This is a genomic window from Microbulbifer maximicatervae (SeqCode) (assembly GCF_052467305.1).
The window spans coordinates 2191629-2216480 of record NZ_CP174306.1; the positions used below are offsets into that span (position 1 = coordinate 2191629).

18 protein-coding genes are annotated in these 24852 nt (G+C 46.2%); 10 read left to right on the plus strand and 8 right to left on the minus strand.

Annotated features, from left to right (window positions below; translation table 11 throughout):
* Nucleotides 1-55: 55 nt before the first annotated feature.
* Complete coding sequence (locus tag ACJJI4_RS09710) at nucleotides 56-1660, plus strand: (2,3-dihydroxybenzoyl)adenylate synthase (RefSeq protein WP_444927906.1); 1605 nt, start codon at nucleotides 56-58, stop codon at nucleotides 1658-1660.
* A gap of 84 nt (nucleotides 1661-1744) precedes the next feature.
* On the opposite strand, the gene ACJJI4_RS09715 is transcribed toward ACJJI4_RS09710, so the two are convergent.
* From ACJJI4_RS09715 to ACJJI4_RS09725, 3 genes are all read right to left on the minus strand, one after another.
* Nucleotides 1745-2503, minus strand: coding sequence for a putative outer membrane beta-barrel protein (locus ACJJI4_RS09715; protein ID WP_444927907.1), 759 nt, complete (start codon nucleotides 2501-2503; stop codon nucleotides 1745-1747).
* Nucleotides 2504-3026: 523 nt separating this feature from the next.
* On the minus strand, nucleotides 3027-4586 hold the full coding sequence (locus tag ACJJI4_RS09720; protein WP_444927908.1) for a BCCT family transporter: 1560 nt from the start codon (nucleotides 4584-4586) through the stop codon (nucleotides 3027-3029).
* Between the two features lie 13 nt (nucleotides 4587-4599).
* Nucleotides 4600-5724 (minus strand): mandelate racemase/muconate lactonizing enzyme family protein, encoded by a 1125-nt coding sequence (locus ACJJI4_RS09725; protein WP_444927909.1) that lies wholly within the window; start codon nucleotides 5722-5724, stop codon nucleotides 4600-4602.
* Nucleotides 5725-6051: 327 nt separating this feature from the next.
* Here ACJJI4_RS09725 and ACJJI4_RS09730 point away from each other — a divergent pair, with 327 nt between their 5' ends.
* The 4 genes from ACJJI4_RS09730 (at nucleotide 6052) to ACJJI4_RS09745 (ending at nucleotide 11423) form a co-directional block, all read left to right on the plus strand.
* Nucleotides 6052-7266: a CaiB/BaiF CoA transferase family protein gene (locus ACJJI4_RS09730; protein ID WP_444927910.1), complete on the plus strand. Its 1215-nt coding sequence runs from the start codon at nucleotides 6052-6054 to the stop codon at nucleotides 7264-7266.
* Nucleotides 7267-7383: 117 nt separating this feature from the next.
* Nucleotides 7384-8574 (plus strand): AMP-binding protein, encoded by a 1191-nt coding sequence (locus ACJJI4_RS09735; RefSeq protein ID WP_444927911.1) that lies wholly within the window; start codon nucleotides 7384-7386, stop codon nucleotides 8572-8574.
* A gap of 61 nt (nucleotides 8575-8635) precedes the next feature.
* Complete coding sequence (locus ACJJI4_RS09740) at nucleotides 8636-9607, plus strand: methyltransferase (protein WP_444927912.1); 972 nt, start codon at nucleotides 8636-8638, stop codon at nucleotides 9605-9607.
* 463 nt (nucleotides 9608-10070) lie between these two features.
* Nucleotides 10071-11423, plus strand: coding sequence for a lectin-like protein (locus tag ACJJI4_RS09745; RefSeq protein WP_444927913.1), 1353 nt, complete (start codon nucleotides 10071-10073; stop codon nucleotides 11421-11423).
* 272 nt (nucleotides 11424-11695) lie between these two features.
* Here the strand turns inward: ACJJI4_RS09745 and ACJJI4_RS09750 are convergent, their stop codons facing one another.
* The 4 genes from ACJJI4_RS09750 to ACJJI4_RS09765 form a co-directional block, all read right to left on the minus strand.
* Complete coding sequence (locus ACJJI4_RS09750) at nucleotides 11696-12943, minus strand: DUF418 domain-containing protein (RefSeq protein ID WP_444927914.1); 1248 nt, start codon at nucleotides 12941-12943, stop codon at nucleotides 11696-11698.
* A gap of 314 nt (nucleotides 12944-13257) precedes the next feature.
* Nucleotides 13258-14085: an SDR family NAD(P)-dependent oxidoreductase gene (locus ACJJI4_RS09755; protein ID WP_444927915.1), complete on the minus strand. Its 828-nt coding sequence runs from the start codon at nucleotides 14083-14085 to the stop codon at nucleotides 13258-13260.
* A gap of 222 nt (nucleotides 14086-14307) precedes the next feature.
* On the minus strand, nucleotides 14308-14865 hold the full coding sequence (locus ACJJI4_RS09760) for a hypothetical protein (protein WP_282932883.1): 558 nt from the start codon (nucleotides 14863-14865) through the stop codon (nucleotides 14308-14310).
* Between the two features lie 73 nt (nucleotides 14866-14938).
* On the minus strand, nucleotides 14939-15832 hold the full coding sequence (locus ACJJI4_RS09765) for a hypothetical protein (protein ID WP_444927916.1): 894 nt from the start codon (nucleotides 15830-15832) through the stop codon (nucleotides 14939-14941).
* A 199-nt stretch (nucleotides 15833-16031) separates the two neighbouring features.
* On the opposite strand from ACJJI4_RS09765, the gene ACJJI4_RS09770 reads away from it, so the two are divergent.
* From ACJJI4_RS09770 to dbpA, 4 genes are all read left to right on the plus strand, one after another.
* Nucleotides 16032-16433 carry a hypothetical protein gene (locus ACJJI4_RS09770; protein WP_444927917.1) on the plus strand — a complete coding sequence of 134 codons (402 nt, stop codon included), beginning with the start codon at nucleotides 16032-16034 and terminating at the stop codon, nucleotides 16431-16433.
* Nucleotides 16434-16618: 185 nt separating this feature from the next.
* The gene (locus ACJJI4_RS09775; RefSeq protein ID WP_444927918.1) at nucleotides 16619-18157 is read left to right on the plus strand and encodes an efflux RND transporter periplasmic adaptor subunit; all 1539 of its coding nucleotides are present in this window, start codon (nucleotides 16619-16621) and stop codon (nucleotides 18155-18157) included.
* Complete coding sequence (locus ACJJI4_RS09780) at nucleotides 18151-21285, plus strand: efflux RND transporter permease subunit (RefSeq protein ID WP_444927919.1); 3135 nt, start codon at nucleotides 18151-18153, stop codon at nucleotides 21283-21285. The genes ACJJI4_RS09775 and ACJJI4_RS09780 overlap by 7 nt, the downstream gene beginning before the upstream one ends.
* A 263-nt stretch (nucleotides 21286-21548) precedes the next feature.
* Nucleotides 21549-22937, plus strand: a complete 1389-nt coding sequence (gene dbpA, locus ACJJI4_RS09785) for an ATP-dependent RNA helicase DbpA (RefSeq protein ID WP_444927920.1) — start codon at nucleotides 21549-21551, stop codon at nucleotides 22935-22937.
* A gap of 446 nt (nucleotides 22938-23383) precedes the next feature.
* Here dbpA and ACJJI4_RS09790 read toward each other — a convergent pair whose 3' ends face one another.
* Nucleotides 23384-24334, minus strand: coding sequence for an IS5 family transposase (locus ACJJI4_RS09790; protein WP_444927921.1), 951 nt, complete (start codon nucleotides 24332-24334; stop codon nucleotides 23384-23386).
* A 102-nt stretch (nucleotides 24335-24436) separates the two neighbouring features.
* Here ACJJI4_RS09790 and ACJJI4_RS09795 point away from each other — a divergent pair, with 102 nt between their 5' ends.
* Nucleotides 24437-24820, plus strand: coding sequence for an SMI1/KNR4 family protein (locus ACJJI4_RS09795; protein ID WP_444927922.1), 384 nt, complete (start codon nucleotides 24437-24439; stop codon nucleotides 24818-24820).
* Nucleotides 24821-24852 lie beyond the last annotated feature (32 nt).

Genomic DNA, 24852 nt, shown 5'->3' on the forward strand with positions numbered 1-24852 from the left:
AAGAGGATTCAAAAAAACACTCCCCTGCTCCACCCAAACATTTCAGGAGACCAGCATGGAAAATAATTTACTTAATGGTTACACGCCTCACCCAAAGGAACTAGAGGATTTCTATCAGCAACAAGGAATTTGGGATAACCAACCTATTTGGGAGCTGATCACACGTAATGCGAAAAACTTTCCCAATCAATGCGCAGTTCGGGACCTATCGGATCAATTAACTTATGCTGAATTGGTTAATGAGGCCGATAGCATTGCTGCAGGCCTGGTGGAACAAGGCTACAAAGTTGGGGAGCGGGCAATACTCCAGTGGAGCAATAAAGTCAGTTTCATCACAGCCCTACTCGGTTTATTTCGAGCGGGATTGGTTCCTGTATTAGCTTTGCCAGCACATCGCCAAAATGAAATATGCCATTTTGCACAAGTCTCGGGTGCCAGTATCTATATCACTTCAGGAGCTGAAACTGATGGAAGTCGCCCCAGCATGATAGAACAAATTGCTTCGCAATCTCCGACCTTGCGAGGCATATACAGCTCAGATGAAAATGACACATTCCGCCCCCTGCCCAGAAGAGAATGCCAAGGTTTCACCCCTGTTCCAGTAGACCCCAACGCCCCAGCTCTATTCCTCGTTTCCGGTGGCACTACAGGACTTCCGAAACTTATTCCACGCACCCACAATGACTATCGCTACAACATTACCTGCGCTACGGCTGCTTGTAATTTAGGAAAAGATGAAATCTATCTGGCAGTACTCCCCGCCGCCCATAATTTTCCACTGGGTTGCCCCGGCATTCTGGGCACGCTATCCATGGGTGGGCAAGTCATATTCACCAAAGATGCAAGCCCGGACTACTGCTTCGAGCTGATAGAGCGCTACGGCGTAACCGCCACAGCCCTGGTCCCAGCACTGGCTCAAGTCTGGACTGCAGCGACAGAATGGGAAGATGCTGATTTAAGCTCTCTCCGCTTACTTCAAGTTGGTGGCTCAAAGCTGAGTCCAACTGACGCCAATGCTGCGATAGATGCTTTTCCCGGTGCACTACAGCAGGTATTCGGTATGGCCGAAGGGTTGATTTGTTACACCCATCGCGAAGATAACAATGAAACCATCACCAATACTCAAGGAAGACCTATGAGTACCCTCGATACTCTAAAAGTGGTTGATGAGTACGGACAGGAAGTGAAAGCCGGAGAAGAAGGAGAACTGCTTACTCGCGGCCCCTATACACTGAGAGGCTATTACCGTGCAGAAGAACATAACCGACGCGCTTTTACCCCAGATGGTTTCTATCGCAGCGGCGATCGTGTACGCATTCTAGATAACGGCAATATTGTAGTTACTGGACGACTCAAAGATGTTGTAAATCGGGGCGGGGAAACTTTTGCATGTGATGAAATTGAAGAGCATCTACTCGCCCATCCCAACATTCAACAAGCAGCTATCATTCCCTTGCCAGACCAAGAGATGGGAGAGCAAGTTGGAGCGACTATCGTATGTGTAGATAAAGCGCCAAGCCTGCAAACGTTGCGCGACTTCTTAACCGAAAGAGGCCTGGCCAGCTTTAAGCTACCTGAGCAGCTTAAAGTGTTAACTCGTCTGCCGGTTACCGCAGTCGGGAAAGTTGATAAGAGGAAGCTCTTAGATCTTATCGATTAGTACTAATTGAGAGATTGAGTTCCCATATTTATGAAAGTATGGCTTTAATCCATACTTTCATTTTAAATGAACAAGAAGTATAAATCAGAATATAAAGGATATACCAACTTGCAGCACATTAAGATTCCTTAAGTCAAATTCTATATGGTCAAAGTCATTTATATAATACTCCCCCACCTTACCAACATTGTGCAGCATGTATTCGGCACTTATACGCAAAGAGTTATTTAAGTTGTAGCGCGCACCTAGACCTACATGGAAATAGCTTTTACTGAATTCTGTTGACCCATAATAGTTACCGCCGGCGTAAAATTCAGCCATAGTATATGACCAGTCCAGCTCCGCAAAACTATAGCCCAACAACAAATACATACAGGACCTGTCGCAATACCAAGATAAATCCAAAGTTCCTGTAATTGAAAATACATCCAAGCGATGTTTCTGATTGACCTGATATCGCTCAATAACTGTAACTTCGTCATCAATATAATCGATATTTTCTATCGATGTCGATCGCCCTAAATTTGTTCTGCCATAGCTAAAGCGAAGTTCAAACGGGTAGCCATTGAAGTCGATCCCGATATCGACGCTGCCCCAAGGCTCACTTCCTGAACTTGAGGTTTTGTAGTAACTATATTCGTAAAAATAATCGTAGTAGTAGTATGGGTCATAAAGTACCCCTACAGTACGATAATCCTGCTTAACTTCTAGCCTATTAACTCCACCATTCAGTGAAACATATGGACGAAACCCCCACGGATTTTCTAGACTGCCATAGTCAGCAGCTATAGCTTCCATGGAAAAAATAAGTGTTCCAATAATGACAGCTAAGTGCAGGCGCATAGTAACCTCCTTGTCGCTTTACACAACTCAAACCCCACGCAATATCTAATACAACGATTTATCGATATGATTCATTGCCCTTTACGGCGTAACAAAACACTATTTGTCAACACTCTCATCTTAATATCGATAAATGACTTTCTTCTGCAATGAACAGCTATGGATTCAAAGTAAATCTATACTCCTATGAATTTAAAAGTAGCAGTAACTCCAAACTTCCAGGGCTCAATTTACTGCCAGGGTACCGAAAGGTCTTAACAATGTGATGAACGGGCATAAACCAACAATATAAGAGCGCAGCGATTAAATTTATACACCCCGTTTAAACACTCTGAATTTCGATATAAACTACATTCAAAACCGACACGCTAATATTACCGATACTTTTATATCGGACAACTCAAGGAGGAAGGCTGAAAATCGGAACACTCCGCGACCACTTATCTTTTCATGTCATTTAGCCAGCTATTTAGCACAGAGTTACACTCTACAATTAATGTACAACTCAATCAATTCCTGCACGTTACATCTTAGCAGGTGCTCTATACGCTTCAATTTCGCCCTCAGACATGTCGCCAAATTGAGACGACAGATAAGCTCCTGTTTTAACACATAGAATTACCAATATAGGAAGGAGAGGGATTACAATTAAAACGGGAAAAGACTTTAGCGTATCCATATCGGCGTTAATAAATAAAAACACAATGGGTATCACCGTTAGCAATCCGCACCAAAAAACTCGATATGCCGGCATAACATTTGCCTCAGCATCAAGATTTTTTGTGACAACCCCGGTCAATGAATATGAAGTTGCATCCAAGGTTGTCACGCAAAACAGTATCATTGACAGCAGAAAAATGGCTATCGCCAACTCAGGAAGCGGCAATTGACTTAAAATATCATGGGCGAGACGTAGAGGCTCCCCACTGGAAAGCTCTTGCACTGCATTAACAGCCCCTTGGTTCATAAGATCTACAGCGTAAGTTCCCGCTATCCCAAAGATAAATGCGCTACTAAGCCCTCCTCCAAGGATCAAAGTTAAAATCACATCTCTCAGACGGTGCCCCTGAGAAATTTTTGTAACAAACACACCTACACCCGGCGAATAGGATATCCAGGTTGCCCAAAAGAAAATTGTCCAATACTGAGGAAAATGAGTACTCCCATATGGGTCTGTACTCAAGGACATGCGGAAATATTCAGAAAACAATATCCCCAAACTATTCGTTACATTATTTGCAACAAGAGCACTTGGCCCAACAATAAACGTATATAAAAGTAGGAATATTGCTATATAGATGGTCCACCCAGATATACGTGACATCCCCTTCTCAATGCCAATAAATGACGACAATGAGAAAAGGAGAGACAAACCTATGATAATGGCTATTCCTGTAGAAAGACTATCCGGAATACCCGTTAAGGCGCTGACATTATACGAAATCATTGGAATCGCAAGACCAAGGGTTAATGTCGTAGCCGAAAGCGTGGTCACAATGAACAATAAATCTACGCCTTTTTTCAACCACTCAGGCATACGATCATCAAGCATATTATTTAATACAGAGGACAACTTAAGGGTTCGATTCTTTTTAATATGAAAACTCACAGAAAAAGGGATCGCCACCATCAAATTGATAACCCATCCTGCCGACCCCCAGTGGAAAATGTTGAAAGCCGTTGCGTACTCCATCTTAATTGATTCGGCAGAAATACCGAACTGGGGGTCCATATAGTAATGAATTACTTCAATATATGCCCAATACATCGTCGAAGCTCCCATACCTGCACAGAGAGCCATAGAAAAAAGCTGAACAAGAGAATACTTTGCCTTCCCCTCTCCCAAACGAAGCTTGCCATATTTTGAAAAGGCTAAAAACAAAAGGGCCAAGGTCCCTAAAAGGGTATACCAAAGAAATATTGCCCCTAAGTCTATTATAGTTAGAGCTAACATTTCTTTCATAAAGTCCTTAGTACCTTCAGGATAAATAACTGCAACAACACCAAGAAGTAAAACCAAAAAGAAACTAACCAATGTTAACTTCTTATCCATAATATATTTCTTGGCATCCGATTCCTGCATAGTCTAGATCACCCTACTCAAACACATATTGACAAAAACAGTTATCCTTTACCTTTTCCCAATCCATGGCTATTCCCAGCCCATTTCCCTGAGGGGCATGGACATAACCCTCCTTATCAGTTCGAATAAACACCTTACTCGCAAGCTCAAAACCTTCATAAGGGAAAAACTGCTCAAAATAATTGCAATTTTTATGTGCAAGGGCAACGTGTAGGTTAGCAGCTTGTGTAAGCGTAAATCCCATACTTTGTATCTCTAACGTTTTACCAAACCCTTCCGCAATGGCAAAACATTTATTTAAAGGCGTAATTCCTCCACAAACAGTGGCATCCAGGTGAACACTAGTCCAGGTATCCAAGTTCAACGCATTAGTTATCTCATGTGGTGTTAACAAGGAATTACTATCACTTAATATTCGTATATCGAATTTATTAACAAGCTCTCGATAAGTCCTACAATCAGAATCTGGAACTGGAGCTTCAAACCACTCCCAGTTGTTTTCACTCAACCACTTGGCCATGCCCATAGCTTCAGCAGGAGTATATAGAGAGGCTGTATCCAGCATGAAACGCACACACTTCCCTTCAAAACGTGCTTGAATTGCTGAAACTAATTCCATATCTCTCTCATATATACAAGAGCAATGAAATTTTATTGCTGTAAACCCCTCCGCTATACAATCTTCGATATATGTTTCGTATTCCTCCACAGTGTCAAACATAGGAGAGGATGCATAAGATTGTATTTTTGAGCGTGCCCCACCTAAAAGTTCATAAATCGGCATCTCAGCCTTTTTGCCTTTTATGTCCCATGCAGCAATATCAAAAGGCGATTTAGCAGGCAACCCGCCCCAAGTACACCGTTCCATTAACCAGTTATATAATTCCTCTGTCCTCAATGGGTTTTTACCCAAAATACCAGGTGCAATTGTGCGCATGGATTCAATAATACATCGATCAAAACCGTTCTCGGTATAACTCAATGTCGCACCAATACCTTCGATACCATTACTGGTTATAATGCGAATAACGTTGTTGGTGTATAACAACGGAGTTTGATTAGCAGTCCAACAAATTGGCGGCGCATTTTTATCGGCTATCGCATATAGCTCCACCCTGCTGATATGAAAACGATCCATATTCACATCCTTAAAAGCTATTAACTGGATCTCAAGGAGTCTAGTTCGCAATGCCCAGTTGTGCGTTGGTGGCACATACTTAGACTTACTACCAGGCACAAACTATTTCTCGGCTTGGGGATATTATTTGCCAATCAAACCTATGAGGAATAATTAAACACTCAATGTCCGCCGTAACTTAAATAGATCCTAATAACCAATGCAAACTTCGTACTCTATTTTCCCACATCAGATTTACACAGTGATCTATAAACTAATACCCACTTGTAACTAAGTGGCAAAACTTGGCTGGCCATTAATTTGTTTGCGCAAATCAGGTATATCATAATGCTCCCTCTCCACGGTAAGCGTATCCTTTCATTCGAAACCTGGGGCGCAGGTTCCTTTCATGGCACTTTACTAGCTTTTCTGGGCGCAGAAGTAGTCAATATTGAAGACCCCAAACAAAGTGGGAATCCACTTAGAAAAATGGGATCTATCTATCTTGATGAAGCTCGCGAAGACAATGAGACAAGTGAATCGACGCTCCACAACAAGAAGAGCTTGGCCCTGGATATCAGGGATCCCGCTGGCAGGGAGGTATTCTTGAAGCTTGTGAATAACTCACATGCTGTTATCGACAACTTTCGAGGCTCTTTGCCCGAAGAGTTAGGCGTTACCTATGCTGACCTCAAAGTGGCGAACCCCAAAATAGTTTGTACCCATCTCTCAGGATACGGTAGAGACAACAATAGAAAACACTGGCCAGGATATGATTTCCTTATGCAGGCAGAAACTGGTTGGATGTCAGTGACTGGAGAACCAGGATCTATCCCAACCAAAGTTGGCGTTTCAGTAGTGGATCTCCTGGGGAGTGTCTATTCAGCCCTCTGTACAGTTTCAGGGTTACTGCGGACCGAAGTCACAGGAAAAGGCGGTGATTTTGACACTAACTTATTCGACATTGCGCTAAATTGCCTCTGCTACCAAGGGTTATGGTTTCTCAACGAGGGGATAGTTCCAGGGAAGCAACCTCGCTCAGCCCACGCATCCCAAGCACCTTGCCAATTAGTAAAGACAGCAGATGGTTGGTTTTATGTGGCCTGTCTAACCCAGAAATTCTGGGAATTGCTTTGTCACGAACTAGGCTCCGACATTTTACAAGCTGATGCCCGCTTTTTGACCAATGAGAACAGGATGCAAAACAGGGAGCAACTGACAGAAGCTCTAGACCAGCACTTCCAGAAGAGAGCAACGAAAGAATGGTGCGCTCAAATGGAGGGTAAAATCCCCTGTGCCCCGGTCTATGATATCCCTGAGGCGCTTAACAACCCCTATGTCCGAGATAACGACAAGACTGTATCGATTCCCTATACACGCAGTAAAAGCCGCGACTCAATACAATATATAAACGCCCCCTTTTCTATTCCCGACACTCCTCCAATCCCTTTTCAGCAAGCACCACTTTACGGAGAGAATACTCGAGAGATCCTTGGTGACTTGGGTATTCCACAAGATGAAGTGGAGTCCCTGGCAAAAGCTGGCGTGATCTATTGCTGCTGAAATGCATCGGTTTTGCTGGCAAGAACTTCCGAATGGCCAGACTGCCCTCTACCTGAACGCCATGTTACTACAATTTCCTCAGTCCCCCTGATACCTCACAACCCCAGGAAGACGGGATTGAACGGAAGCTACCTTAACGCTATGAACATCGGCCACCTGGATTGGAATGCCATTCTCGCCCACGCCCGCAGTCTTTCACCTTACGGTGGACCAGATATACCTGTTTCTGCCGTCTGTCTCGATGACATCCCCGTTAGTGGCCCCGCTGAACTTAAACATATCAGCCAATATGCCGCGCAGGAACACGGAGCCATTATCATGTCCAGCGGCGGCACAACTGGAAAGCCAAAGCTGGCCTATACACCTTATCACCAGGCAACTCAAAGACTGCTGAAGGAGTGGCGCCCGCTCAGCTCTCAAAGTGTTCTTCTTAATCTCTTTAATCCAGGGCGGCTATGGGGTGCACACTACTTTATTCAAACACTGGCAGAGGCTTCCAAATGCACCATTGCACCTACAGGCCCCTTTATACCTGGTGAGGTGGAGAATTGGCTGGAACTTCTACATAACATCAATGTGGACTCACTCGCTGGCGCACCCACGGGACTGGCAGATTTTGCCGAAGGTATACTAAATTCAGGCAGCCAACTCCCAATAGAGACAATTATCTGGATGGGGGAACCTTGGACCAAAGCAAAGCTGAAGGTCATACGTGAGGCTTTCCCTAATGCTGGGCTGTGGTGCGACTATGGATCGGTAGAAACCAATAGCATTGCTGTCAATTCCCCTGAGTGTGATTTGAACATCTATCACCTTTTAGCGGACCAATTGATTGAAACTGACGATCAAGGCGCCCTGCTTACCCGGGTAGGTACAGGGTGGACGGTACCGATAGTGCGTTACCGGTTAGGTGACCTAATCCAAAAAGCAACTTGTCCCTGTGGTCGTCCTAATGGCCTATCTATTCAGGGGAGAGCAGATGACACTGTCGGTTTATGCAGCGCTCTTCTGGACCTCAATAAGATCATAGAGCTCACCTATGAATGTGAAGGCGTCGAAGAAGTTCAACTACTTCTCAGCGGCGACCCCCCAACAAAAAAGTCTGCCGATTCAATAGTCGTTCAGTTCACAGGCACGGCAAGTGCCAAGAGCATCTGTGAGCATATTTTGAACAACATTCACAACCTCGCCTCTGTTGTCAGACAGTACCCTCAGTCCTTCACAGTACAAAAAGCCGAGCGACTTAAGCGTATCGAACGCACCAACAAAGTTCCCCGGGTTATTTGGAGAATGAGCGATGGGAAATAGCGGTAGAACTCAAAGCATAACTCCCCCTAGCGCATCCGACGGTCCTATGTGGGACCGTCTTATGGGAAACTATGATTTTGCCTGCCTAATGGTTTCTGCAAGGTTGGATATCACCGGGCTAATTGAACGCGGTTATGATTCCTGCGAAGCACTCAGTAAGGAATTGCAGCTCAGCAATAAAGGAATGGGCTTCTTTCTACTGATTCTGAGTCATTTGGGGTATATCTGCTTCGACAAACAACAAGTGAAAAATACAGAGCTGGGAAAATGCTACCTCTCCAAAAGTAGTCACTACTATTGGGGGGAAGTCTTACTCGACCCTTTTCAAATCTATGACATCAATCACCTGGATAAAAAGATACTCACCAGCTTACAAAGAGAATATGAGCTGGAATGTAAAGGTCGCTCTGTAACCGACATGTGGCAAAAAAATGACATGGACAATGACTCGGCAGCAGCTTTTACTCATCTGATGCATTCGCAGGGGTTTGCCTCCGCAGTTGAGGCTGCTTCCTGCGGTATTTTTGAAAACGCTCAAACCTTACTCGATGCCGGCGGAGGCTCTGGAACCGTTGCTCTCGCCTTCTGCGATACCTATCCTGAGCGCAATGCGCTGCTCTTCGACCTGCCGCCGGTTTGCGATATAGCAGCAATGTATATAAATAAGTTCAAAAAAAATCAGCAAATCCAGATAGTTAAGGGGGATTTCTTTAGAGACCCATGGCCTGAGGGGTTCGATGGTATTTGCTTTAGCAATGTGTTGCATGATTGGCAGCACGCTACATGCCAAATCTTGATCGACAGAGCCTTCGCACTTTTACCAAAAGGTGGGCAGGTATTTATCCACGATATGCTCTTCGATGATACTCGTTTAACGCCAAGCTTGTTCTGCTTTCATTTGTTTATGAACCACGGCTCCCAACTATACTCAGCCAAAGAGCTTTATCGGATGCTTGAGACAGCAGGATTTGTAAATCCTCAATCATATCAGGCACTCGGCTATTTCTCGGTATTATCGGCCAGAAAACCCTAGCTCTACCCTTATTATCCTATTTTACTTATATGCTATCTATCACTACTTCCAAGAGCAGTTCGTTTTTTGATTACCATTTCGTCACCGACTGACTATTAGGGTATTAGCTAGAAAGTGTTTAACCTTTAAATAATAGTAAATAGTTTTTGATTTAAGCATTATAAAACTATAACTTTGTGAGGTGCTTCTCGTTAATACATTTAAAGTAGCTAACAGGCTATATCTTTTCGATATCATTGCTTTCGCACTCTATTGCCCTTCAGGGGTTTATACTTGAAACATTTGAAGATTATTGAAGTTCCTGATATCCGACCTCACAAGGGAGATGGGTAGAAATAAACTTCATACGTTTAGAGACGCAAGTATTGCTGCATGCGATTACTTTTATCTCGGCAGTCGTAATAGAGAGCGCAATTAAATCTGTTTAAAAAATAACAAACTCAGGCGAACAGTAGGAATAATAATGAAAAAAAACTATTCATGGCCACTCTCGAAAGGGCTAAAGAAGATTTGTATCGCTCTATTTAGTTATATAACGTTGATGAGTACGCCTCTATTTGCAGAGACCGATCCTTATTCAATGTTGGTTCAATTCAACCTCTATTACGATTACGAGACAGAACAAGGTACCAATGACCACGCAAAATATGCACTCGAGCTACAACGGCGCCTGACTTACTCAACACCAATTCGCTATACACAAGTCCTTGCAACACACAACAGTTATAACTCTGATGCCTATGGTGCTATCTGGGTAGGCTCTGAACAATCTGCCAGGGTTAAAGACCAAATTGATATTGGTGCTGAAATTATTGAGCTGGACCTGCATCAGTTCAGTGGTGAACAATATTTTTGTCATGGCTCATTCTATTGTAATTTCTGGCTTGATCCTCAACGCGTTCCTATCTCTACTGTATTGGGAGATTTGAGGGATTGGGCTTACAAGCAGGATCAATATGGCACTAATCGTACAGTAATCGTACATATCGAAAATGCGGTATCGTCCGGTGCCCAGGTAACTTTTCAAAATCATCTTATAGATCAGGTAGGCCTGGAATACATTTACACACCCCAAGACTATAGAGAGGACTTTCCCAATGGGGTTGAAGTCACGAGCTATAAACGAACCTCACTCCCCTCTCAAGAGTTATCACGGGAGACAGTCCGGAAACATGATGGTGTAAATGGAAAAAAGAGATTCGTATTTTTCTGGACAAAAAATGACAGCAATATTGGGGATGATAATGAGTCATTCGATGTAATATTCGACGGATGGGGTGGACTGGACAGGCACTGGAAGAGTGGCGATGACGATTCCCTGGACAACTGGGATGACGGTATCAACACCGTAGAACACTATGATGTCAGTGCTACGGACAGCAGATTTCAAAATAAAGGACTATGGTCTTGGGGAGAGGGAGAACCCAATGATCATGGTAACGGAGAGGACTGCGCTGTTATCAGAAGCGACGGGCGCTTTAATGACCGTCAATGTGATCGTTCCTATTCATTTGCTTGTAAAAGGCGGTTAAATGGCGAACTGCATGTAAACGACTTAAAAGATGATGGCGCTATCGATTACCCTGTCATGTGGTCACTGACTACGAGGAAGTCTACCTGGTCGAATGGAGAGAGTGAATGTCAGGCACTGGGTACTCAATGGCACTTCGATGTGCCTCGCAATATGATGGAAGCGCTCGCATTGAAAAGTAAGCTGGCAGCTGCCAGTGAGACAGCAGCCTGGATTGCTTATACTGACCAGGATAATGAAGGCACAATTGAAGGTGACTTTATAATAACAACTGTAGATTACTAAAAAGATATTGTAGGGTTCTTTGTCTTAAGGTAATTAGAGATCTACTAACTTTCAACTTGATCTGACAGTTACCCGCTTCTTAGAAGAAGCCCTGTCAGATCAAGTTCAATCATGCCTATTTTTAATGTGAAAACATCTTATCTTTACGGCCAATCATCCTATAAAAATATTCAAAAGACCTCGCAATAAACAATCTGTGGTACAGGTAACGAGCTACCGATGACTCCTATTCTCAAGATTAATAGCAGCCCGCCAAATTTTAGCTATGAACTCTATAAGCGCTGTTCGGTCGCCGGTACGCCCCTTTCCTTTATCAGCGGTGCAAACCTGAAATATGTTAAAGTTCGCCAAAACCACTCTAGCGGCCCCATACGAAATGCCTTAAGCCAAAGATCCGAATAGGCCAGCTGAAACAGACCCAGCAGCACACAGACCCCAAGTACTTCTATACGTGTCAGCTCACCATACAAACCCAATCCAAAGCCATAAAAAATATAAATGCAAATAAATGATTGAGCCAAGTAATTGGTAAATGCCATCCGCCCAACACTTTGGATCTTGCCTTTGATCCATAGGTGTTTACCTAATTTGAACCAAAGGCAGATCAAGCCGATATAACCGATACTGGTAAATGTGGACCCTACCAAATTAAAAATGGCACCATAGGTGAAGTAATCATCCATACTCCAGTCATGACTATAGTTCCAGATAAGCCCTATACCGGTCAATGTCACCCCAATAGCCAACCCAGTAATAGCTAGTTTTTTGTAGGCAGACGAACTGGCCTGGCCACGTAGGATATCCAACTTAAACAGGCCCATTCCCAGCAACATCATAGCGGCAGCTTTTAAAATAATGGAGAGACTAAAGTAGGAAATAACGATTGCTGATTCCGGACTAGAAGCTAAATTACCAGCAACTAATCGACTCCCGACCAGATCCCAGAACCCTCCTCGATATATTTCTATATCTTGCTGGATCTGCGCTGTATCAGGGGCAAAAATGGCTGCCGTTGCATATCGAGCTTCTCCTGTTAGGGGTTCTATAAAAGCTCCTGTCAGATATGAGCTATATGCTGACAAGGCAAGAGTAATCACCCCCAATGCAATCAGCCAGCTTCCGCGCAACTTGCGTAACAAATAGACAAACATGGCTATAAAGGCATAGATCATCAGGATGTCGCCTTCCCAAATGAAGATGCCATGACAAAGGCCTATCAATAACAGCCAGAAATTTCGACTGTAATGAATTTTTGCAGCAGACTTATTCTGTTGCTCGCGCTTCTCAGCTAAAAGTATGATGCCTGCGCCGAAAAGCATGGCAAAAAGCCCCATGAACTTTTGATCAGCAAACAAATGGAAAAAGCTAAAGAGAAAATCATTCAAAGGGCCATTTGGCAAATAGGCCTTTGGATTCAAATAAGCCGCCATAGGCATAGAGAAATTTATCATATTCATTAAAGGAAGCCCCAACAAAGCGACTCCCCTCAACAAATCCAACTGTGATATTCGATCCTGCATATAAGTCCTTTTAAAACTAAAATACGTTACAGATATATACTGAGGTGGAGATTACAGGAAAAAAGGAAGAAATCGCTATATTTTTTCTGCTCGTAGGTACCAACTAGGGCCTTTCTAGGGAAGCTTTGATAAATGGACTTCTAGCCACCCCCATGGGATGAGAGCATGCATCTGAGAAAGAAACTTCTCGCGGGGAGTTCCATGACGCTTCAGATTATATGCAGCTTCGGCAAAGGTAGCTAGGGGCAAGATCTTGACGGATAGCGGAATACTACCAAGTTGGCTCGAAATTAATCAGAGGTTTCCTAACTAAGCTAAATATCAATTAACGTATTACTATCCAACATCGCCTTTGCCTGCTGAAATGCAGTTTCGGGTACATAAGGATGGGAGAAAATCCAAAACTGCCCGCTTTCTATACCACTAGTAATGATATCAGCAGCTTTTTCTGGCTTCATACCTTCAGAAACCACCTTGACAACTTTGGCTTTAACTTTTTTCTCGACTTCAGACTCAGGGTGAATTACCGCTACACTTGCAGGCCTATTACGTGAAGAGTCGAGAATATTAGTTTTTATAGCACCAGGACAAAATACAGAAGTTTTTATAGGCGAGTTAGCTAAACGAAGATCCCGCTCTAAACTTTGCATTAAACCTACAACACCAAATTTTGAAACATTGTAGGCCCCTAAGTACCCTATACCATATAGGCCGGATTCCGATGCTACAGACAATATATGGCCCTCGTCATTCTGTTCGATATGAGGGAGAAATACATGAATACCGTTAATAGGCCCCCACAAATTCACTGATAAAATCCACTCCCACTCATCCATAGAGGTTTCTGCTATAGCCCCCAAAGGACCTATTCCGGCCACATTACAGAGCAAGTGTACCTTATCAAAGTGTTTTAAAGTTCTATCGGCGATGTTTTGCACATCCCCAAGTTTAGATACATCTGCTTGTACGCATATACACTCAGCACCTTCTAGTGCTATCAACTTGGCTGTTGATTCGAGATGACTTAGGGTATATCCGGCTAATACCAACGTCATTCCTTTTTCGGCCAAACGTATTGCTAAAGCCCGCCCTAGTCCACTTCCCGCTCCTATAACAACAGCAACTTTATCGGACAAATCCATAACTTTCCTTTTTACAATATATTCCACGTGATTAGGAACTTTAGATTAAACAAATCCTTAAATAGTTGATATATAGCTATTCACAGCAATAAAAACTGAATAAATTAAACCTCTACCAATAATCTGAATAACTGCCAGGAATCTTATCCTTTAGCCCTTCTGTTAAAGTCTGTTGTGGCCATTTAAGCCACTTAAACTTTAATGAAGCTATAGATTAACAACCTAATGAACCGGGTATTGTATTTCTTTGGCAATCACCCACATTTTATAATCTGCAGGCATTTCAGATAAGTAATCGAGAGTTCGATAAATAAGATGTTTCTCCATTTCATCGACTCCAGAAGACTTACTCCAGCCTTCTGCTGCTAACCGATACATAAAAGTAACCAAAAGGAATTTCTGCTTGCTCGATAACCCATTTCCATGACCATTGATCATCATATGCATAGAAACAAGGTCATAATCCAAGTCAAAAATTGACTCATCAACCTGGACGGATATCTGGGCCGAACGACCCGATACAGAATTCCCCCGCGCAATCACCTGCATTTCATCAAGAAAGAAGGAGACATGAGCACTATTAGCGGCAGAGCTGTTTTGATATCGGCCTCTTAGTGCCAAATCCCTTATCTGACGATTTGATATTTCACCCTTTAGCCAGAGTTCTGTCATCTGGGTAAACGGGTCGTAGTCCTCGCTCTGAACTATGTATTCATCTGCAAAGGGGGATAAGGAATAGAAAAGCGCGACAAGCCAAAAACAGATCCTTGTTACAGTCATTACAACTACCACTCGAAGTGAAGACCATGCCACGCGGTCGATTATGACGGGAAATCTATTAAATTAAGTATAATCAAGAATTATTGTAGGAACATTGATCGGGAGGACACTTGCACTCATTTACGGGCGAATCAACCGGGGGCTTAAATTCCACATTGATGGTAGCTTTTTTAGCCAGCCTTTTCTCTTGAAGCCTTTCCAAAGCCTCCTTCGTCATTGCATTGATCTCTCCAGAGAGAAATTTATCGACAAACATTTCGGCTTCTTGATCCAGACTGTAATTACTACGGCCCATTCCCTCTCGTGAATTATATTTCGATAAGCTATAGGCCAGTAATATCTCTTGAGCTTCACTATCAAACTTTCTGAATAGATCTATGATCCAATTAGTTTCCAAGAGGTGTTCAAGAGCTTCAAGATTACCTTGAAGCTCTAAATAGATAGCGGCAAAGTCCTCACCGCCTTGAAGGATCCGGCCTATGTAACCAGCTTCCTCTTTGTGGAAATAATCCAATCTTGCCTGGATGTTTATTTCTTTGATGTCATTGGCGATAACATAGCGACCCAACTTTTCCACTTCAGCCACAGTCATACCAAGCTCATAAAGCTCCTCCTGATTCGTCTTTAACATATACCAAGAAGAGAGTACCCCTAGCAGTCTGAATGACGTCAGCCACGCTCGTTGCTTTCCTAAATCAATCTCGTACCACGCGGACTTTCTCTCAAGCCCATACTTGCTGAGGTATGACAAGTCTTCCCCCCTATTAGCAGCTTCCCTAACAGCCCTCATTCTTTGCCAGGCAGCCCAGTTCCGCTCCCTACTCAGCACCCATTCACTGTTAATCTCTTCATTATGTTTATAGGTAGTCGCAAATAACTCCTCGAGAGATGTGCGTTTAGAATCTGCAAAAGAAGGTGCCGCCAATAAACAGATCAGAAGGAGGCAAACCGGGGGAGTTAATTTCATAGAGACACCTTGTGGTGCTGTTGTAGTCGCATTTATCCAAGGGAATCTACTAACTATCGTCAAGAAATCTCTGCCGAAGGGTTAACCTGTGCCGTAATTACCCTTAATGGAAGAAGGAAAAACTTGGAAGTACCCCTTGATCACATAGCGAAAGCAACCTTTGTCGAGCAACCGGCCTCTGGTGTATGATTTATCAGTAATGAAGAACTATTCGTCCACATTTCGCGCCAAGCTGATAGCCATGGCGGCCCTGCTCCTGCTGATGTTGCAAGTGCAGACCGTGCTCGCCTGCGAAATGATGGAGGACCCCAAGCCATCAGCGGAATGTTGCTGCGATGATATGGCCAAGGGGTCAGACTCAGATGATGACTGTTGTGGCTATGACGCCCAAGTCTCCCTGAAGACTTCGCTGGACGACCACCAAGTTGCCGTCACCGCCGCATACTTGAATCTGGAACTTCCCCAGTTGGCGCCACCTCCAACTTACCAGTGGCCCCAAATTCTGGCTCCGCCATTCAGTACGCCTGAATTATCTCCTACTGCGACAGAATCTCACCCCGGCAACCGAACTTGGCTTGCCACTTTGCGCCTGCGTATTTGATCACTCCCTTTCTCTCTGACTAGCGAAATATGCCCCCAGCCCATGTTTGCTGGCGGCTTCAGAAAGATTGTTCTAGGAGTGAACCTTTTGATTTCCCAACAAGCTATAGCGGCCATTGGTGGCCTGCTCATTGATAACGTGCTTTGCGGGCAGATGCCCCTTTCCTTCATTCAGGAGGGTGCCCTATGAGCCAGCAAAGAACATTGAGCTTAATCGCCCTTACCCTGCTGTTAGCGGCTGCCGGCGCGGCCTTTTATTGGAAGAAAATTTCTGCACAAGCCGAAGCTCCAAATGCTGATTTTGTGCAAGCTGGCCCCTTCCAGATCGCAGTGTCTGTCGATCCGCTGCAACCCCAAGCGGGTAAAAACCAAATTCGAATTGAAGTTCGCAATGCTGACAATAAGCCGGTATCTGGAGCCGAAGTTCGCGCGGTAGCCGAGATGCCCGCCATGGGCGCCATGCCAGCTATGCGTGCCGTCGCCGATATCAGTGAATCCAGCCCCGGCATTTTCACCGGTGAAATTGAGCTGGCCATGGTGGGCTCCTGGCCCATGGTGGTAGACGTAGCGACAGGCCACGATAAACATGTCGATCTTGCCTTTGATATGAGCACCAATCGCAAAGGCCTGCGCCTAAAGTCTGCGCCTGAGGCTTCAGATACCGCCTATTACACCTGCTCGATGCACCCGTCGGTGAGAGCTGCCGAAGCCGGTAGTTGCCCTATTTGCGGTATGAACCTGCAACCTGTGAGCCACGATGAACTGAAAAGTGGCAGCATTGTGGTGGATAGCGGCCGACGCCAGGCTATTGGTATCAAAACCGGTATCGTCGAGCGACAGCCATTCGCCTTGCCCATTCACCTGCACGGCCAGGTCACCTATGACGAAACCCGCTTGCGGGATATCAGCCTGCGCTTCGACGGCTGGATTGGTGAGTTGGATGCAGATTTTGAAGGCAAGCAGGTTAAACGCGGCGAAGTACTGTTTTCTGTTTACAGCCCCGAGTTGCTCGCAGTCCAGGATGAATATCTAAAGGCCCGCCGCCGTGGCGATGCCCTGGAGAAAGCAGCACGAAGGCGTCTATTGTTGTGGGGCCTCTCTGAAGAGCAAATCGACTGGCTGGTTGAACAGCAAAAAGCACAGGACTATATCCCGATTTTTGCACCCGCCAGTGGTGTGATAATTGAGAAGAATATTGTCGCGGGCTCTGCGTTTGAAAAGGGCGACAACCTGCTGCGTATAGCCGACCTCAGCCAGGTTTGGATTGAAGCCCACGCCTACGAAGATCAGTTGCCACTGATAGAAAAAGGCATGCCGGCCAAAGTGCGTTTAACCAACGTCTACCATGAGGAAATCCCAGCCACCCTCACCCAGATTGATCCTTTCCTTAATCACAATAACCGCAGTGCACGGCTGCGTGTGACCTTGCCCAATACCGATGGTGAACTGCGCCCGGGACTGTTTGCGGACATCATGTTAACCGCCGAACTGGGAAATCTCCTGGTGGTACCCAGGGATTCAGTATTGATCTCCGGCAAAAAGCGCATTGTTTTCCGCGATTTGGGCCAGGGCCGTCTGGAGCCGGTACAAGTACGCACCGGTTATGGCGACAGCGACAGGATTGTTATCCGTTCTGGCCTCCAGGCAGGAGATAAAATTGTCACCTCGGGTGTATTCCTGATCGCGGCGGAAAGTCGCCTGAAGTCGGGGGTACAGCAGTGGTAAATTCTGAACCCAAAGGGCTGATTGCCCGAATTATTGGGGCCTGCGCCGGCAAGCCGGGGATCACTTTGATTCTTGTCGCGATCGCGGCCCTGGCGGGATACCGGGCGCTAACCAGTGTCCCCCTGGATGCTATTCCGGATCTGTCCGACGCCCAGGTGATTGTGATGACAGACTGGCCGGGGCGCAGCCCTGACCTGATCGAAGATCAAATCACCTACCCGCTTTCCACCGCAATGCTAGGGCTGCCCAAAGTCAAATATGTGCGGGGCCAGAGCTTTTTTGGTCTCAGCTTTGTCTACGCCATCTTTGAAGACGGCACCGATATTTACTGGGCCCGCTCACGGGTCCTGGAGTACCTCAACCAGGTAGCCGACCAGCTCCCAGAAGGTGTTCAGCCAAAGCTTGGCCCGGATGCCACCGGAGTGGGCTGGGTATTCCAGTACGCGCTAGTTGATCGAAGCGGTAATAACGACCTGCAAGAACTGCGCGCGCTACAGGATTTCAAGTTGCGCTATTGGCTCACTTCTGTTGAAGGCGTGGCCGAAGTTGCCTCCATTGGAGGCTACGAAAAGGAGTACCAGGTCCAAATCGACCCCCATCGCTTGCAGATGTTTAAGGTTCCGCTTGGTAAAGTGGTCGAGGCCATTCGCCGCAGTAACAACGACACCGGAGGAAGGGTACTTGAGATCGCGGGCCACGAACATATGGTGCGTGGCCGTGGCTATATCCGCAGTGTTGACGATCTCGAAGAGGTGGTGATCGGGGTCAATGCGGCAAAGATTCCGGTGACTTTGGATCAGGTAGCGGATATTACCCTGGGGCCTGCGATGCAGCGCGGTATTGCCGAGCTGGACGGCGAGGGCCAGACCGTAGGTGGCATCGTGGTGATGCGCTACGGTGAAAATGCCCTCAAGGTTATTGAGAGAGTTAAAGAGCGCATCGAGCAAGTCCGTGCGGGCTTACCGAAAGGCGTTGAGCTGGTAGTGACCTATGATCGCTCACAATTAATTAATAGTGCGATCGACAATCTCAAGAACACCTTGATTGAAGAGATGCTGGTGGTCGCCGCTGTGATCGCTATTTTCCTACTCCACGCCCGCTCCGCATTGGTAGCTGTAATCACTCTGCCGATTGCAGTTTTACTGGCCTTTATTCCACTGTCCCTACAAGGGCTTACCGCCAACATTATGTCACTGGGAGGTATTGCCGTAGCCATCGGTGCCATGGTGGATGCGGCAGTGGTAATGGTGGATAACATCCACAAAAAGCTGGCAGCCGATGGTGATAAGGAGTTGTCTCCGGGCGTGAAAAGAACGCTAATCGTTCGGGCAATGCAGGAAGTCGGACCGAGTATTTTCTTCTCCCTGATTATTATCACGGTTTCATTCCTGCCGGTATTCGCGCTGGAAGCTACCGAGGGCCGCCTATTCAAGCCCCTCGCCTACACCAAAACCTACAGCATGGCTTTCGCCGCCCTATTGGCAATCACCTTGATTCCAGCGCTCGCTGTACTGCTAATGCGCGGCAAAATTCGCAACAGGGAAAACCCGATTTCCCGCGTTTTAGTCCATACACTACAGCCAGTGATTCACTTCTGCGTGCGGCAACGCAAAGTTGTGACCACTCTCGCGGTATTAGCTCTGGTTTCTGTGGCCTACCCCATTAGCAAGCTAGGTGGTGAATTTATGCCGCCGCTCAATGAGGGCAGCATCCTGTATATGCCCACTGCCCTACCCGGCATGTCGGTTACCGAAGCGGGCAAGGTGCTGCAACAAATGGACGAGGAACTGAAAGCCTTCCCAGAAGTTGAGCATGTCTTTGGCAAGATTGGCCGCTCCAACAGCGCCACCGATCCTGCACCGCTCTCAATGGTAGAAACCGTTATCACTCTGAAACCTAAAAGTGAGTGGCGTCCCGGCATGACTTGGGACGACCTGCTGGCGGAAATGGATGAAAAGCTGCGCTATCCGGGCATGCCTAATATCTGGTGGATGCCCATCCAAACCCGCACTGAGATGCTCGCCACCGGTATTCGCAGCCAGCTCGGCATCAAAGTGTTTGGGGATAACCTGGAGGAAATCGAACAGACTGCTTTGGCCATCGAAGAAGCACTGCGCAGTGACCAACGCACTTCGGAGCAAACCCGAAGCGTCTTCGCCGAGCGTCTAACCGGCGGTTACTTCCTGGACTTTGATATCGATCGCGCACGGGCTTCCCGCCACGGCTTGAATGTACAGGATATCGAAGATGTGATCGCCGCAGCGGCTGGTGGCCTGGCCGCAACCCAGACCATCGAAGGCCGCGAACGTTACGATGTGTTAGTGCGCTATGCCCGCGACTACCGGGATACTCCTGAACAGCTGGAACAAATCCTGGTCCCCGCCTCTGATGGTTCCCAAGTGCCCCTGAACCAGCTGGCTGATCTGGACTTCCGCACTGGCCCGCCCATGATCCGCAATGAGGATGGGCAGTTGGTGGGCTTGGTATTTGTCGACTTGAAGGGCGATATCGGCGTTGCAGATTATGTTAATCGCGCAAAGCAGGTTGTTGCCGATCAGGTTAATCTGATTCCCGGGCAACGTATCGCCTGGGCCGGCCAATACCAATACCTGGAGCGCGCCAAGTCCCGCCTGCAATGGTTAGTGCCCCTGACCTTGTTGGCTGTGTGCTTCCTCCTGTATCTGCATCGAGGCAGGCTATCCGACACCCTGTTTGTACTCACCGCCATGCCAATGGCACTGATCGGCGCCTTCTGGCTGTTATACCTGCTCGACTACAAACTGAGCGTTGCTGTATGGGTCGGTATGATTGCCATGGCTGGTCTCGCCGCTGAGATGGGGTTATTAATGCTGCACTACTTATCTGCCGCCGGACATAACTCAGAGCGCGGTAATACAGCGACTGTTGCCCAAGCGGCAGCTGGCCGTATTCGCCCGATGCTAATGACCAGCCTGACACTGTTAATTTCATTGATACCAGTCATGGTTTCCGATGGCACCGGTGCAGATGTTATGAAACGGATCGCAGCACCAATGGTGGGCGGCACCATAACCACACTGCTGTTTGTATTGTTAGTGATGCCCGGGGTTTTCTATCAGTGGAAGGCCCGCGAAGGAAAGCAAAGCTGACGTTAGTAAATTGGGGCACCGGGTTTATGCTACCCAATGCCCCAGTTCTCTTCTCACAAGAAGGTAATCTGGATAGAAGAGACTTTGACGGGAACAAGGTGATTCATAGGTTTCTTCAGGGTTAACTGTTAAAATTCCATACAAATTTTGTATTGCACAAACTGCAAAATTGCAGCGATCACAAAGGCTAAGTAGGTGACGATCACTTTCCCTACTGCTTGTGTAATACGTGTATTTGACATTTAACGACTCCAGGATTCACCTTGACTGCACCTTTTTCCGATCTTCCCCTAAACCCCGCCCTGCTGAAAAACCTGGCGTCACTCAACTACAAGTCCATGACCGAGGTTCAGGCCAAAACGCTTCCGATCATTCTTGACGGCAAGGACGTAATCGCCCAGGCAAAAACCGGTTCCGGTAAAACGGCCGCCTTCGGTTTGGGGGTGCTGCATCGGCTCAATGTCAGCCGCTTTCGGATTCAATCGCTGATTCTCTGCCCAACACGGGAATTGGCGGACCAGGTTGCGCAGGAACTGCGCCGACTGGCACGAGCAATTCACAACATAAAGATTCTGACTCTCTGCGGCGGCATGCCTTTCGGCCCGCAGATCGGCTCCCTGGCCCATGGTGCCCATATCATCGTTGGTACTCCAGGACGTATCGAAGAACACCTGCGCAAAGGAACGCTCTCCTTAGAGCATGTCGATACGCTGGTCTTTGACGAAGCCGACCGAATGCTCGATATGGGATTTCAGGACGTTATCGATACCATTCTGGCGCAGGTGCCAACTGGGCGGCAGTCGTTACTATTCAGCGCTACCTACCCCGATGAAATTGAAAAGCTCAGCGCCCGAGTGATGCAAAAACCGGTGATGGTTAAAATCGACTCTGCCCATAGCGACGAGGTGATCGAACAACGCTTTTACAGAACTGAGAGTTTCGAGGATCGCCTGGAGATGACTCGGCGTGTTCTGCTCAATGATAAGCCCGTCAATACCCTGATTTTCTGCAACACCAAACGCGAAACCGATGAGGTGGCCGATGATCTGAAACAGGCTGGCTTCAATGTCCTCGCCCTGCATGGTGATATGGAGCAGCGCCAGCGCAATGAAACCCTGATTCGATTTGCCAATGGCAGCGCTTCAATTCTGGTGGCCACCGATGTAGCGGCACGCGGTCTTGATATCGACAAGCTGGATGCGGTTATCAACTTTCATATCGCCAAAGACCCGGAAGTGCACACCCACCGCATCGGGCGGACAGGCCGCGCCGGTGAGCGCGGTTGCGCTTACTCCTTTTTTGCCGAGAAGGAAGGCCACAAACTAGTTCGTATGGATCTAACCCAGGACCCACTATCCGACCCAGATACACCGCCACCAGCCAGCATATTAAGCGAACCCCCTTTCCAGGCACCGATGGCTACCCTGCAGATCGATGGCGGCAAGAAGCAAAAGGTCCGCCCCGGCGATATCCTCGGTGCCCTAACCGGCGGCGATCGCCCGATTAACGGGAAAGATGTTGGCAAGATCAACGTACTGGACATGACCGCCTATGTTGCGATTAAACGCAATGTGGCATCACAAGCACTGAAGAAAATAGAAAACGGCAAGTTGAAAGGACGTAAATTTCGGGTGCGGCGTATCCGAGGGTAAGTCGAGTGAATATCCCCTGGCGACGCCGGGGGATTGCCCTTTTGCGCTCGCTTCGGGTTCATGGTTATCCTGACTGTTATTTCGAGAGCAGACGAAAAATACAATAATCAACTATGAATCAAAGAGTTACAGAGTGATATAAGAAATGGGATAGTAGTCAAAGTGATCCTTTTTGCAGTTTGCACGGCCGTGACAACTAAATTTAACCCAATGATTTTATAACAATATTTTCGTTTTAGCGAAGAAATTGATTCTGAAATAGTAATCAGGATAATAGTGATCCGTATGATTACTATGGATACTCTGATCAACGAAGCATTCTTCCAGAATTAAGCTGAGCTGCTTGAAAAATTCTCTTTATTACGCACAAACGCGTAATTTTCGCGTAATAGTCCCCTAATTTTTCATCTGAAACCCTCAATAGGTGGGTTTCAGGCGAACCACCCCTAGGCAGCCAAGTATTTTCTCCCTATTAATAAGTTGGTAAAGCCTGCCAGTAAGCACAGCCTCTCAGTATTTTTTACCAGTCCCCGATAGCGGACCTTGTCATAACCAAATACCCGTTTGATGTAGCGGAAGGGGTGCTCGACCTTCGCTCTTATCTGCGCCTTGATCTTTTCCGCTTTACGGAGTGCATCACGCCCTGGAAGAGTTCTTAGCTTGCTCGGCTTCATTGCTATATACCAATCCGCCTCCCGCTCTTTCAACTCTTCACGTTTCTCCGCACCAATGTACCCAGAGTCTCCCCAGATTCTTTTCTCCTCCCCGTGGAGAACTCGCTCTGTGGTTGTGACATCATGCGAATTCGCTGCTGTTGTATCTATGCTATGTATTACTCCGAGCACATCATCAACCCCGATATGCATTTTCATTCCAAAATGCCACTGATTACCTTTCTTTGTTTGATGCATTTCTGGATCACGTTCTTTCTTTTTATTCTTAGTTGAAGTTGGCGCAGAGATAATAGTGGCATCTACAATCGTGCCTTCTCGCAGTACCATGCCATTCTCAGCAAGATGCTTGTTGATTTCATCAAAAAGAGCTGTACCTAGCTGATTGAGCTCCAGTAAGTGGCGAAAGTTAAGAATCGTAGTTTCATCGGGAATTGGGCCGCTCAAAGTCAATCCAGCAAAACTACGCATGGATTCAATTTCATACAGTGCATCCTCCATAGCGGGATCACTGAGATTGTAAAATAGCTGCATGCAATGAATACGGAGCATGACACTCAATGGATATGGCTGTCGGCCACGTTTGCCTTGTGGATAGCAAGTGGTGATCTGAGCTACTAGTCGCTGCCATGGGATGAGGGCTTCCATTTGAGAAAGAAACTTCTCTCGGCGAGTTATACGGCGCTTTAGCTTATATTCTGCTTCGGCAAAGGTGACTTGGTGCATGATTCATCGTAGTCTTGATGGGTAGGTGAATATTACCAAATTGACTCAGAATTATTCAGAGGCTCCCTATATAAATGCTATACGTGGGCAATACACAAACACATGAAAAATACAATTAATACAATTAACAATGCCTTTGACATTGAGTTACCATCTTTCTATACCGATACTCTTATAAATTACCCATTCCCACAATCTGATGATCCAGACCAGATTGAGGGAGAACTTGTAAAAGACTTAGACTGGCTTATAAAAACTAATCGGAAGCTTCGTGAAGATGGTTTCTGTTATCAAGATCATTGGCCAAATAATTTTTTTGCAATAGGCTTCGACGGCTTCGGAAATTATTATTTTATCAATTTAAGCCAACAAGATACCACTATATATATAGCAGACCATGAAGAAGATTTTAACCACAAAGAAATTTCAAATATGAAGCTAGCTTCAAACATTGAAGAATATATCAATGACTGTCTTGAAGAGTAGAAAATTTCAACCGAAAACATTTAACAAAGTCA